The organism is Streptomyces sp. NPDC015345 (assembly GCF_043078805.1).
In the GTDB taxonomy this organism is placed as follows: Bacteria; Actinomycetota; Actinomycetes; order Streptomycetales; family Streptomycetaceae; genus Streptomyces.
Map to the genome: position 1 here is coordinate 565,084 of NZ_JBIBTX010000006.1, position 13,046 is coordinate 578,129.

General features: G+C 71.4%; 8 protein-coding genes. 2 read left to right on the forward strand and 6 right to left on the reverse strand.

What is annotated here, in order from left to right; all coding sequences use genetic code 11:
* Nucleotide 1: 1 nt before the first annotated feature.
* The 6 genes from ACF062_RS26525 to ACF062_RS26550 are packed head-to-tail and all read right to left on the reverse strand — an operon-like array spanning nucleotide 2 to nucleotide 11,184.
* Nucleotides 2-3,187 carry a type I polyketide synthase gene (locus ACF062_RS26525; RefSeq protein WP_392141859.1) on the reverse strand — a complete coding sequence of 1,062 codons (3,186 nt, stop codon included), beginning with the start codon at nucleotides 3,185-3,187 and terminating at the stop codon, nucleotides 2-4.
* A complete protein-coding gene (locus ACF062_RS26530; RefSeq protein ID WP_392141861.1) occupies nucleotides 3,184-7,068 on the reverse strand; it encodes a type I polyketide synthase in 3,885 nt (1,294 codons plus the stop codon). The genes ACF062_RS26525 and ACF062_RS26530 overlap by 4 nt, the downstream gene beginning before the upstream one ends.
* Nucleotides 7,061-7,342 (reverse strand): acyl carrier protein, encoded by a 282-nt coding sequence (locus tag ACF062_RS26535; protein WP_392141863.1) that lies wholly within the window; start codon nucleotides 7,340-7,342, stop codon nucleotides 7,061-7,063. The genes ACF062_RS26530 and ACF062_RS26535 overlap by 8 nt, the downstream gene beginning before the upstream one ends.
* Nucleotides 7,339-9,138, reverse strand: coding sequence for a fatty acyl-AMP ligase (locus tag ACF062_RS26540; protein WP_392141865.1), 1,800 nt, complete (start codon nucleotides 9,136-9,138; stop codon nucleotides 7,339-7,341). Before ACF062_RS26540 ends, ACF062_RS26535 begins: the two co-directional genes overlap by 4 nt.
* On the reverse strand, nucleotides 9,107-10,180 hold the full coding sequence (locus ACF062_RS26545) for an SDR family NAD(P)-dependent oxidoreductase (protein WP_392141867.1): 1,074 nt from the start codon (nucleotides 10,178-10,180) through the stop codon (nucleotides 9,107-9,109). Before ACF062_RS26545 ends, ACF062_RS26540 begins: the two co-directional genes overlap by 32 nt.
* Nucleotides 10,177-11,184: a hypothetical protein gene (locus ACF062_RS26550; RefSeq protein WP_392141869.1), complete on the reverse strand. Its 1,008-nt coding sequence runs from the start codon at nucleotides 11,182-11,184 to the stop codon at nucleotides 10,177-10,179. The genes ACF062_RS26545 and ACF062_RS26550 overlap by 4 nt, the downstream gene beginning before the upstream one ends.
* A gap of 405 nt (nucleotides 11,185-11,589) precedes the next feature.
* On the opposite strand from ACF062_RS26550, the gene ACF062_RS26555 reads away from it, so the two are divergent.
* A complete protein-coding gene (locus tag ACF062_RS26555) occupies nucleotides 11,590-12,597 on the forward strand; it encodes a beta-ketoacyl-ACP synthase III (RefSeq protein WP_392141871.1) in 1,008 nt (335 codons plus the stop codon).
* A gap of 99 nt (nucleotides 12,598-12,696) precedes the next feature.
* The gene (locus tag ACF062_RS26560; protein ID WP_392141873.1) at nucleotides 12,697-12,981 is read left to right on the forward strand and encodes an acyl carrier protein; all 285 of its coding nucleotides are present in this window, start codon (nucleotides 12,697-12,699) and stop codon (nucleotides 12,979-12,981) included.
* Nucleotides 12,982-13,046: the final 65 nt, after the last annotated feature.

The window sequence follows — 13,046 nt, forward strand, 5'->3', positions numbered from 1 at the left end:
GTTATCGTCCCTCTTCGGAGTCGAGTGCCGCCATCAGACGGTCGAGTTCTTCCTCTGACAGTTCGTCGAGGTGGTCCAAGGCGTGCCGGGCCTCGGCCGAGGTGGGGGCGCGGGTCCCACCGGCTGTCGCAAGGGTGCGGGCCACCTCTCGCAGCGTCGCGCCCTCGGTGAGCACCGTGATCGGAATCGCCGCGCCCAGGTCGCTCTCCAGGCGGTTCTTCAGCTCCACGAAGGACACCGAGTCGACGTCCAGGTCCCGCGCGGACCGGTCGGGGACCAGCGCGGCGGGGTCGGCACGCATGATGTCGGCCAGGTGCGTGATGAGCCGTTCCAGGACCGAGTCCACGTCCAGAGCCGGCGTCGGCGTCTTCTTGCTGTCCGGCCCGTCATCTGGCGCGCTGTCGGTTTCGGTGCCGGAGACCCAGTACGAGCGGTGTTGCCATGGGTACGTGGGCAGCGGCACCATCGGACACGGGCCAGGGAAGACGGCGGACCAGTCCACGTCGTTCCCGGCCGTCCACAGCTGGCCCAACGCCGAGTGCAGGCATGCCAGTTCGTCCTGGCGTCGGCGAAGCGTGGCCACCGTGTGGACGCGGATGTCTCCCGGCCTCGCCTCGGCCAGGCGCCGCATATGGGGCAGGAGCGCGGGGTGGGGGCCGATCTCCACGAAGCAGGTGATGCCGTCGTCGATCATCGCCTCCACGGCGTCGCTGAAGCGCACGGGATAAGTGGCGTTGGCGGCCCAGTGCGCCGCGGTCAGTTCGCCGGCCGGGTGCGGGGCCCCGGTCACCGTCGAGTACAGCGGGATGCGGCCGGCGGCGGGCCGCACGGTCCCCAGCTCCTTGCGCAGCTGCTCCGCGGCGGCGCCGAGTGCCGGGCTGTGGAAGGCGTAGTCCGTGTCCAGACGGGTGACGCGCCAGTCGGACAGGTGCGGCAGCAGGGCCTCCGTCTGCGGTGCGGGCCCGGCGATCACGGTGCCCTCCGGCCCGTTCACCGCCGCGATGCCCACCTCGTCGCCCGGCCCGTCGGGGTGCTGCCCGCCCCGGGCCAGCGCCTCGGCCACCTGCTCGGACGGCGCCCGCACCGCGTACATCGCTCCGCCGGAGGCGTGCATGTGGAGTACCTCGCTCCGAGCGATGATCACGGCCACGGCCTGCTCGCGGGTCAGTGCCCCGCATGCGAGTGCGGCCGACACCTCTCCCACGCTGTGTCCGCAGACCGCCCCCGCCGCCAGCCCCCAGGCGTTCAGCCGCGCCGTGAGGGCCGCCTGCAGGGCCGCGATCGCGAGTTGCGCGAAGCGGGTGTCGCGCAGCGCCTCCTCGCAGCGGGGGCTCGCGAGCGTCTTCATCAACGGCGGACCGCCCGCCGCGGTGATCGCGCTGTCCCAGGCGAGGAGTTCGTCATGGACGAGCGCGTCCCGCTCCGCCAGAGCCACGCCCATCCCGGCCCACTGGCCTGCCTGGCCGGAGTAGACGAAGCCGATGCTCTGCGGTACCGAGGGCGCCCCGGAGGCCAGGCCGCCGTGACTGTCCGCCGTACGGCGCAGGGCCTCGGCCAGCAGCTCGGGGGCCGCCGCGGTCACGGCCGCGCGCCAGGGGTGGTGCTGGCGTCTGCGCGCGGCGGCGGCCATCACATCGCGGAGCTCCGCGCCGCCCAAGTCCCCCACGTGAACGGCGAATTCCCGCAGCGCGTGGGTGAGCGCCGGGCCTGATCGCGCCGAGACCAGCAGCAGCACGGGCTCCGTGCCGGTATCCGGGCGGGGCACGTCCTGAGTGGCGCGCCGGTGGTTGCGGATGGCCGGGACGGCGTCGGGGTGGGCGACGATGAGATGCGCGTTGGTGCCGCCGAAACCAAAGGAGCTGACGGCGGCGTACCGCTTCTCGGACGGCTGCCACGCCTCCAGGCGGCGGGGGATCTCGAAGCGTTCGCCTTCCAGCTCGATGAAGGGATTGACCTCCTTGAGGTTGATCTGCTCCGGCAGCCGACCGTGGCGCAGCGCCCCGAGGGCCTTGATCAGCGAGGCGACTCCGGCGGCGGACTCCAGGTGCCCCAGGTTCGCCTTGACCGAGCCCAGCCAGCAGGTGGGATCCTGCGTGCCCCGGCCGCCGTAGACCGCGCGCACGGCCTCGTACTCGATGGGGTCGCCCAGCGGCGTACCGGTGCCGTGCATCTCGACCATCGTGATGTCGCCCGCGCCGAGCCCCGAGGCGTCGAGCACCTGGCGCATCAGCTGTTCCTGCGCGACGGGCGAGGGCGCCGTGAGGCCGTTGGTGCGGCCGTCCTGATTGGTCGCGTCGGCGAGGATCACGCCCTCGATCGGGTCGCCGTCCGCCAGCGCGTCCGACAGCCGGCGCAGGACGACCAGACCGGCGCCCTCGCCGCGCACCATGCCGTCGGCGTCCATGGCAAGGGCCTTGGTGCGTCCGTCAGGGGCCAGCGGCAGCGCGCGCCCGGTCATCGTGGTGGACAGCGGGGACAGGATGAGGTTGACGCCGCCGGCGAGAGCCCGGTCGCACGCGCCGGACCGCAGGGCCTGGCAGGCGAGGTGCACGGCGACGAGCGAGGAGGAACACGCCGTGTCCACGGCCATGCTGGGCCCGCGGAACCCGAACTCGTAGCTGAGCCGGTTGGCGATCAGGCTGCGTGCCCCGCTGCCGGTGGAGAGCCTGCTGCCGATGTCATCGCTCGCGGCGAGAGAGGTCAGCATGTAGTCCTGATGGCCCACGCCGACGAACACTCCGGTGGCGGACCCGGCCAGCTGTCGGGCCGGCCACCCCGCGCGCTCGACGGACTCCCACGCGATCTCCAGGAGAACGCGTTGCTGCGGGTCCAGCAACTTCGCTTCGGCGTCACCGATGCCGAAGAAGGCGGCGTCGAATCCGTCGACGTCGTCGATCTGCCCCGCGTACTGGGTGAGCCGGGCGAATCCGGGGTCGTCGAGGCCGGAGAAGTCGATGCCGGTCCAGCGCTCGCCGCGCAGCGGCCGTACCGCGTCGCGGCCGTCGGCCAGCAACTGCCAGTACTCCTCGGGGCTTTCGACCCCGCCGGGCAGGCGGCAGCCCGAGGAGACGACGGCGATCGGCTCCGTCCGCGAGCGTGCTTCCAGTTCTGCGACACGCGTGCGCAGCGAACGGATGGTCTCCGCCGCGCGCAGCAGTGCCTGTTCGGTCGTGGTGTCGGTGGTCATGCCTTCCCCCGTGGCGGGCCGTCGAGTTCTGCCAGCAGCCGGCTCAGGGCGTCCGAGCCGGCCGCCGGTGGTGGCTCCACGCGCTCCGCCACCGTCGCGTCCCGAGCGGCGCCGGGCGCCGACCCCCGGGACGGTTCCGTGTTCCGCACGATGCGCCCGAGCAGTGCGTCGGTGAGCTGGCGGATGGTGGGATGCGCCCAGACCAAGGTGGCCGAGAGCCGGATGTCCAGCTCCTTCTCCAGCCGGTTGCGCAGTTCCACACCCATCAGCGACTCCATCCCCATCTCGGCGAAGGGCAGGTCGTCCGCGGCGCCCACGCTCAGTCCGTTCGGCAGGACGCTGTCGAGCGCGGCGCGCAGCCGGCTCCCGAGAACCTGCACCCGTTCGGCGTCGGAGGGGAGCGAAAGCAGCGTCTGGCGCAGCTCACCACCGGGCCTGGGACGGTCGTCCGAGCCGACGGAAGCGAGCCCCGCCGGATGATCGGTGCCGGTGCGCCGCGACAGCTGTGCCAACGCCAGATGCTGCACCTGCGCCAGCAAGTCGCCCGCCGTGGAGACGAACGCCAGATCCATGACCACCTCCCCGTCGCACTCCCGCAGCTGTCCTTGCGCCACGGCGCTGTCCGCCGTCCACAGCTCCGCCGAGGTGTGCACGGCCGTCACGCGGGAGACCGCTACCTGCTCCGGATCCAGACCGGGCCGGTCGGCCAGCAGCGCCCGCGCCACGGCGGGGAGCGCCCGGTCCAGCACACTGACCAGCGAGGCGGGCGAACTGCTCGGTGGCGGGGTGGGCACGGTCACTTCGCACCGGGCCGTCGCCGTGATCTCCCGCAAGGGGGCGGGCGGCCGGACGCCGACCGTGCACGCCGCCGCCGTCGTCCACCGGCCGGCGCGCCGATAGAGGAACCGCACCGCCGCCGACCGGGCGGGCCGCGACCCGTCCCCGCCCAGGTGCACGACCAACTGCCGCGCCACACCGGACTCGGCGGGCAGCGGCCGGTGCATCTCCAGGTCCTGTACGCACCGGGCATCCTCGACGCCGGCCTCCCGCGCCGACCAGAGCGCCGCCGCCACCAGCTCCGGCACGGACACCACGGGCTCGCCCGCCACCGTGTGGCTCTCGCGCGTCTCGGGGAGGGCCAGGCTCGCGAGGTACGTACCCGGCTGGAAGGACGCCTCCGTGAGGGCACCGGGTCCGGCGCCCCTCACCCGGTCGGACGGCTCGGCCGCCGGGGCCCGGTAGACATGGGTGCGCCGGAAGGGATGGACCGGAAGGAGTGCCGCCCACGCACGGGTTTCCGCGTCGGCATCCGCCCGCAGGTCATGGCCCTGCTCGAACAGGGCCGCCTCCACCTCCCGCAGCCGGAGCTCTCCGCGTTGGTCGCGGTGCCCCGTGGAGATGGCCACCGTCCCTTCGCCCAGCGCTTCGAGAGACTCGCGCAGTGCGACGAGCAGCACGGGATGCGGACTGATCTCCAAGACGTGGGCGACGCCGTCGTCCGCCATGGCCGTGACCGCTTCCCGGGCACGGACCGGATGAGTGAGGTTGTCCTGCCAGTACCGCGCGTCCAGGGGTGCCTCATACAACCCGCCGACGACCGAGGAGTAGAACGCCGGTCCCGAACTCTGCCGGGGCGCGTCCACCTGGCCAAGCACCCGGCCGAGCTGTGCGGCGGGCGCCTCCATCAAGGGGCCGTGAGAGGGATAGTCGACCTTGACCCGGCGGGTGTCACATCCCCGCCGTTCGAATTCCGCGAGAGCCGCCGCCAGCGCGTCGGCGGCCCCGGAGACCACACAGGAGCGGGGGCTGTTGTCCGCCGCTACGGTGACGGGGCTGCCCGACCGGCGCAGGATCTCGGCGGCTTCGCGCGCGCCGGCCTCCACGACGGCCATGCCGCCCGTGCCGCGAGCCGCCTCGACGGCGTCGTTGCGGGCCCGCAGAACCCGGCAGGCGGTGGCCAGATCGAGCCGGTCCGCCACGACGGCCGCGCTCAGCTCACCCATGCTGTGGCCGGCCACGGCATCGGGTCGGATCCCGAGATGCGCCAGTTGCGCGGTCAGAGCGAGCTGCACGGTGAAGATCAGGGGCTGCGCCACACAGATGTCGTCCAGGTCCTTCGGCTCGGTCCGCTCCAGTGCGGCGAGCGGACTCCAGCCCAGCATGGGCGCCAGTACGGCGTCCACCTCACGCACCCGGGCGGCGAAGGGCGGACAGGCGCGCAACAGTTCGCGGCCCATCCCCTCCCACTGCGAGCCGTGCCCCGAGTACACGAAGCCCACGGACGAAGGCGAGCCGGTCCTCGCGCGCACGGCGCTCCGGGTGCCACCCGCGATCGCCGCCAGTTCACCCAGCAGCTCCTGCCGGTCGGTCGCGACCACCCCGGCGCGCCACTCGAAGGCCGTGCGGTGGGCGGACGCGGCGCGGGCTGCCTCGCGTACCTGCTCCCAGGATTCGAGGGCGCCCATCCGGTCGGCCCAGTCGCCGGCCGTCGCAGCCAGCGACTGGGCGCTCCGGGCCGACAGAGGGAGCAGAACGGGCCCGGAGTTCGCCCGCGCGCCGTCCTGCACGGGGGATGGTCGGCGCGGCGCGCGGGCGAGTACGAGAGAGGCGTTGGTGCCTCCGAAACCGAAGGAACTGACGGCGACCGTGGAGGCGTCCGTCGGCAGGTCGGTGTGGTCGGCCGACATCGAGAGGCCGAAACCGTCCAGGTCGATACGGGGGTTGACCTGCCGCAGATGGGGGTTGCCGGGCACGACGCCGTGCCGCAGCACCAGCGCTGCCTTGATCAGGCCCAGAACGCCTGCCGCCGCCTCCAGGTGGCCGATGTTCGCCTTGATCGATCCCACGGGCAGAGCGGGGCGGTCCTGCCCCACCGTCCGGTTCAGCGCCGCGCTCAGCGCCCGCCCCTCGATGGGGTCGCCGAGCGGGGTGCCGGTGCCGTGCAGTTCGACGTAGCCGAGGCTCTTGGCGGAGGTCACTCCGGCCTGCCTCAGCGAGCGCACGATCAGCTCGGTCTGGGCGCGGCCGCTGGGCGCGGTGAGCCCGTTGGTACGTCCGTCCTGGTTGACGGCGGATCCCTTGATCACGGCGTGGACGTACTCGTCGGCGGCGAGGGCGTCCTCCAGACGGCGCAGGACGACGGCCCCACCGCCCTCGGAACGGACGTAGCCCTGGCCGGAGGCGTCGAAGGTGCGGCAGCGGCCGTCGGGGGACAGTGCGGTCAGGCCGGCCGCGCCCAGCTGTGGGACCGGGGACAGCAGCGCGTTCACCCCGCCCGCGATCGCAAGGTCGCATTCACGTGCCCGAAGACTCTGGACGGCCAGGTGCACGGCGACGAGGGAGGATGAGCAGGCGGTGTCGACGGTGAGCGAAGGGCCTCGCAGGTCCCACAGATAGGAGAGGCGGTTGGCCGTGATGGCGTGGGAGAGGCCGGTGTTGGTGTAGGGGCCCTGCATGTCCTGCGCGGACTGCCCGCCCAGGAGCATCGCGTGATCGTGCGTGGCCTGGCCGAAGAAGACCCCGGTCCTGCTGCCGAGCAGGTCGGCCCGGACGATGCCGGCGCATTCCAGGGCGCGCCAGGCGACCTCCAGCGCCAGTGCCTGCTGAGGGTCGATCCGAGCTGCCTCGCTGGGCGAGATGCCGAAGAATCCGGGATCCCAGCTCTCCAACTCGTCCAGGAAACCGCCCCATTGGGCTCCGGCGGCCTGCGAGCCGGCCGAGGTCACGCCGGTGTACAGGGGTTCCCGGCGGCTGGGCACCGGGGTGATCTGGTCCCGCCGCTCGTCCAGCAGCCGCCACAACGCCTCGACGGTGTCGGCGCCGGGGACCCGGCAGCCGAGCCCGACGACGGCGACCGCGCCGTCCTTGCCGTCCTCAGCCACGGGTGGGCTCCGGCGTCGCGAGGGTGCGGGCCAGGAACGCCGCCAGGCTGTCGACGGTCGGATGGTCGAAGAACCACTCGGTGGGCACCTCGACCCCCAGCTCCTCGGTGACCGTGCCCGCGAGCCCGATCAGGGCGGCGGAGTCCAGGCCGAGATCCACGAAGGCGGCATGGCGATCCACCCCTTCCTTTGGGGCGAGACCCAGTTCGCCGGCGATCGACGCCTGTACCAGGGCCGCGATGTCGCGCTGAGTGATGGTGGCTTCGGTGGTCACCGCTGTCCTCCCTCGCTTGTCTCTCCCCGGTGCCAGAGGGCCACCGGTTTGAACTCGCCGGCGCTCCAGCGCTGGGCCGCCTCGGCCCGCCGAAGCTTCCCGCTGGTCGTCCGCGGCACCGCTCCGGACCGGACCACCGCGACCGCCGCGGGAGCGATCCCGTGCTCTTCCAGGACCGCCCCGCGAACCGCCGACAGGACGGCGGCGCAGTCCACCCCGGGGCCGTAGGCGAGCAGTTCGCAGGCGAGCACCACCTGCTCGTCCTGGTCCCCCTCGTCGCGCGTCGCGAAGGCCACGGCGCGCGCCACCAGTCCATGGCAGCCCTCCGCGGTGGCTTCGAGGTCCTGCGGATGGTGGTTGGTGCCGCGATGGATGATCACATCCTTGATGCGGCCCGCGACGCACAGCTGGCCTTCGTGCCAGACCCCGAGGTCCCCGGTGCGCAGGAAGCGACGTCCGCGGAACCCTGGCTCGTCCACCGTCGCCTCGAAGGTCTCCCGGGTGACCTTCTCGTGTCCCCAGTAGCCGCCGGTGACACTGGGACCGCTGATCCAGATCTCACCGACCTCGCCCGGCGGGCGCCTCCGGGACGTCTCCGGATCGACCACGGCCACCTCGATGTCCGCGGCGATGGTGGTCCCGCAGCCCACCAGGTCCGTCCGCGTGGCCCCGGGCCGCGAGCCCTGCACCGTCCCATTCGCGGCGCCCGGCGTCTGCTTCTCCACCTCGCCGAGCACCGGAGCGGCCTGCCGGTCCAGGCAGGTGACGACCAGGGTCGCCTCGGCCAGGCCGTAGACCGGCATCATCGCGTGGGGGTTGAAGCCGTACGGCTCGTATGCCTCGGCGAACGCCGTTACGGTCCTGCGCCGTACCGGCTCGGCGCCGTTGAGAGCGTGCCTGAGCCCCGACAGGTCAAGGCCCTCGCGGCGCTCCTCCGCAACCTTGCGCACGGCCGTCGCGTAACCGAAGTCGGGAGCGATGGTGAAGCTGGAGCCGGTGTCGCTGAGCGTCCGCAGCCACCCCAGCGGGTCGCGCAGGAAACCGGTGGGCGTCGACATGTGAAGGCGCATGCCGGCCGTCAGCGGATGGCAGACCATACCGATCAGGCCCATGTCGTGGAACAGCGGCAGCCAGCCCGCCGCCGACTGACCGGGCCCGGTTCCGAGATTGCGCCGGATGTGCGCGATGTTGTGCGCGAGGTTGGCGTTGGAGACCATCGCACCCTTGGGACTCGACGTGGAGCCCGACGTGTACTGAAGCAGCGCCAGATGCCGCGGCCGGGTCCGCACCGGACCCGCCTCACCGCCGGCCTGCCAGGGGATCTCGTCCGGTGCGATCACCAAAGGAGCCAGTGCGGCGGCGTCGGCGACGGCCCGGACCCGGGAGCGCAGCTCCGGCGCCGTGATGACGGCGGATGGTTCGCAGTCCCGCAGGATCTGCTCCAGCCGGTGGTCCCACGCTCTGCCGGCCCGCATGGTCGACATCAGCGGCGGATGGAAGGTGACCGCCACGGCGTCCGCCAGCAGACATCCGAAGAACGACGCCACGTAGTCCACGCCGTCGGGCAGCGCGATCAGCACGAAGGGCCGGTCGTGCGTACGGGGAGGCAACTCGTGCAACACCGCGCCGACCGCCGCCGCCTGAGCGTACAGCTCGGCGTAGGTGCGTCGGTCCTGAGCGCCGTCGGACCGGTCGTAGACGAGCGCGGTGGTGGCCGACAGCCGCTCCGCGTGCGAGGCGAGGGCGTGGCCGAGGGTGTGGTGCTCAGTCGCGGTCCGCGACGCTGCGGAGGGCATTGCCCCGCCTCCTTTCGGGCCCCAGGGCGCCTATCAGCCCGTCGACCTCCAATTCGGTGAGCCAGTTGTCGACCGCGGCGATGGAATCGTGCAGCGACGTGGGGCGGAACCCCAGCTCGCGCTGGGCTCGGCAGGTGTCGTAGAAGAGCCGGTTGACCGACAGCGCCGCGTTCTCGGGGACGAGGAACGGCGACCGCATCGGGTCCTTGCGCAGTGCGGCCACGATCGCGCCGACGCGGCCGGCGGCCCGGACCACGCTGTTGGGCACCGCCCGCTTCGGCGGCGCGCACCCCACGACCTCCGCCACCTGGTGGAAAAGTTCGCGGTAGGTGAGGTTCACCGACGAGACGATGTAGCGGGATCCCGGCTCGCCGCGTTCCATGGCGGCCCGCATGCCGAAGTTCATGTCCTCGATCGAGGTGAAGGCGGCGCCGCCCAGGGGATAGGCGACGAGCTTCCCCTGCCGGGCACTGCCGATGAGCATGGCCCAGCCGTAACGGCGGTCGCTGTACGGGGCGATGCAGGCACTGAGGTTGACGATCACCACTTCCGGGCCGCCCGCCCGCCATCCGCGCAGCAGTTCACGTTCCCCGGCCCGCTTGGTGATCATGTAACTGTTCCGGCAGCTGGAGCGGGAGATGTCGAAGTTCTCGTCGGCGATCTCGCCGGGTGCGGGATAGCCGATGGCGGAGATGGAGGAGGCGTGCACGATCCGGCGGACCCCGGCCGTCGTCGCGGCCTCGACGAGGTTCGCGCAGCCGGTGACGTTGACCTCCTTCATCAGGGAGTGCAGCTTGTTGAGCGTGATGGCGATGCCGGCGAAGTGGTAGATCTCGTCGATGCCCTGGAGGGCGCTCTCCAGCGAGGCGAGGTCGGTCACGTCGCCCCGGCGGACCTCGCACCGGTGCAGATGGTGCTCCAGGCCGCCCGGCCCCTCGCCCGGGCGCAGCAGGCAGACCACGTCCGCGCCGGACTCGATGAGGTGGCGGGCGAACGCCGAGCCGAGACTGCCGGTCGCTCCGGTGATCATCACGCGGGTCACGGCGCGAGGTCCTTCCCGTAGACGGCGTAGGTACGCGCGGGCCCGGTCTTGGTGTGTGCCAGATAGGCCCTGCTCTGCCAGTTGTGCTCGTGGATCCACGTGGTGTGCATGTCGCGGTAGGAACCGACGCGGCCGAGGACGACCTTCGCGACCTCGCCGACCAGGACCCGTCCGACGCCCTGGCCCTCGAACTCGGGGCGGGCGCCCATCATCAGCACCACGGTGCCCCGGATGTTCGCCTTGAGTTCCTCGTAGCGGGCGGCGAACTCCTCGGTGACGGTGCCGCCGGCCACCTTCAGCAGCGCGTTGCCGTCGGCCGCGAGCATGACGAAGGCGACGGCCCGGCCCTCGTGCTCCACGATGCGGGTCAGGCGCGGATCGATGAGCTCACGCAGCTCGCCCAGCTGGAACCGCAGAACGGGCTTGCTGATCGGGACCATGTCGTGGTTCTCGGCGAACGACGCCGCCAGCAGCCCCTGGACGAGGTCGACCTCGCTGTCCCAGCGCTCCGGATCCAGGTCCCGCACGGTCAGGCCGAGCCTGTCGCAGAGCTCCTCGCCCCGGCGGACGAGCGGCTCCATCATGCCCGCGTCGCGCCCGGCGACCCAGCTGAAGGTGTTCGTGCGGAAGTCGGGCCCGTAACCCGCGCCCTCCAGGAGCCGCCGGTAGTAGGGCGGGTTGTGCGGCTGGAAGACGGCCGGCTGGTCGTCGTAGCCCTCCACCAGCAGTCCGAACTCCTGCGTCGCGCAGTACGAGTAGGGGCCGGCGGCCCGTTCCATGCCCCGCTCGGCGACCCAGTTCTCGGCCGTACGCAGCAGCGCCGAGGCCACCTCGGGGTCGTCCACGCACTCGAACCAGCCGAAGAAGCCGGTCTTGCCGAAGCGCTCCACGTAGGCGGGGTCGATGGTGGTGGAGATCCGGCCGACGCTCTCGCCGGCGGAGTCGACCGCGAGGAAGTGCTCGATCTCCGCCTCCGCGAAGTACGGGTTGACCGCTGGGTCCATGAAACGGCGAATGTCCGAGGACAGCGGAGGAACCCATTGGTCATCGCCGAGCTCACGGTAAAGGCGTGGCGCGAAGTCGATGAATTCATCGATCATCTCGTCGCCGCGAACAGGAACCACTGACGGCACGGCTATTCCTCCCTGGCGGAAAAGCTGAGGGCGTTTTCGGAATGATGCGCAGTGAAGCACGGTGGTGCGCGCACGGGCAATGAATTCCTGGCCGTCGGGCCCGTAATTGACCTGACTCACCGCCTTGACCTGCACCAATGCTCGCCGACATGGCATTCGTTCCCATCTAGGCGCCGTTAATGGTAGTCATTTTCAGCCTTGTCGAATGAATTCTGACAGCCTGTAGAAAACGCCTTGAGGTCGTGTTAGTTTCTCCGCCGAAGGAGGTGATGGGCCATGCGGAAAAGTGCTGTTCTCTGCGGTCTCGGCGCCTATCTGCCGGAAAAGGTGGTGACCAACGACGACCTCGCGAAAATCATGGACACCACGGACGAGTGGATAATCAGCCGTACCGGAATCCGAGAACGCCGAGTCGTCGGACCCGGCGTATCGACCGGAGACCTCGCCGTTCACGCCGGGGCTCGGGCACTGAAATCCGCCGGCGGTGAACCCGCCGATCTGGTGATCCTCGCGACGAGCACGCCGGACCACCCGTGTCCCGCCACCGCGCCCTTCGTGGCGCACCGGCTGGGCCTCGTGGACGCCCCGGCGTGGGATCTGTCCGCCGTGTGCAGCGGCTTCCTGTACGGGCTGACCGCCGCGAGCAGCTTCATCACGGCCGGCAGCGCGCGACGGGTCCTGCTCATCGGGGCGGACGCCTTCTCCACGATCCTGGCGCCGGCCGACCGCGGCACCCGGCCCATCTTCGGGGACGGGGCGGGCGCCGTCGTCCTGCGCCCCGGCGACCCGGACGAGCCCGGCGCACTGGGGCCCTCGGTACTCGGCAGTGACGGCTCGCTCAGGGAGCTGATCACCGTACGGGCCGGTGGGTCCAGGGAACCCCTCGACCCGGCCGATCCGGAACAGGAGGGCCGGTACTTCACCATGCGGGGGAGGTCCGTCTTCCGGCACGCCGTCGCCCGTATGACCGCTGCCACCACGGAGGTGCGCGAGCGTGCCGGCTGGCGCCCCGAGGATGTCGACTGTCTCGTCGCGCACCAGGCCAATCGGCGCATCCTTCAAGCCGTCGCCGAGCGTCTGGTGCTGCCCATGGAGCGCTGCGCGCTCCACCTCGACCGCGTCGGGAACACGGCCGCGGCATCCATCCCGCTCGCCATGGCCGACGCGGTCGCCGACGGACGGCTCAAGTCCGGACACCGGGTGCTCCTGACCGCCTACGGCGGGGGAGCCACCTGGGGCGCGGCCGCGCTCACCTGGCCGAGCATCACACCGCAGCCCGCCTGACGCCATCGCGCCAGGCATGTCTCACGCCCACAACCACACGTTGCACGCCATACGCCCCATACGCCATACCTCACACGTCATACGACTGAAGGGAACACCGTGACTGCCTTTGTGCACCCCTCCGCCGAGCAGCTCCAGGACCAGCTGCGCTCCGAGCTCGTCACGCGATTCGGTGTCGAGGGCACCGACGTCACTCCGGAGATGACCTTCGGAGATCTCGGACTCGATTCCCTGGCGCTGGTGGAACTCTCCGATGTGCTCCAGAGCGTGCTGGAGGTCCCCATCGCCGACGATGACTTCAACGGCGAGCAGAAGATCGCCGACGTCGTCACGCTCCTCCAGGACAAGCTGATCGAACACTCGGGCGCTCAGGGCCAGGTATGAGTCACGCGCCGCACATCCGAGCTGTCGAAGGGGCAGATGTGACTGCCGTGCCTGCTGTGACGGGC

Excerpts from the sequence above, each read along its gene's own strand:
- ACF062_RS26525 (WP_392141859.1), bottom strand. The coding sequence starts at position 3,187 with ATGACCACCGACACCACGACCGAACAGGCACTGCTGCGCGCGGCGGAG.
- ACF062_RS26540 (WP_392141865.1), bottom strand. The coding sequence starts at position 9,138 with ATGCCCTCCGCAGCGTCGCGGACCGCGACTGAGCACCACACCCTCGGC.
- ACF062_RS26550 (WP_392141869.1), bottom strand. The coding sequence starts at position 11,184 with ATGGACCCAGCGGTCAACCCGTACTTCGCGGAGGCGGAGATCGAGCAC.
- ACF062_RS26555 (WP_392141871.1), top strand. The coding sequence starts at position 11,590 with ATGCGGAAAAGTGCTGTTCTCTGCGGTCTCGGCGCCTATCTGCCGGAA.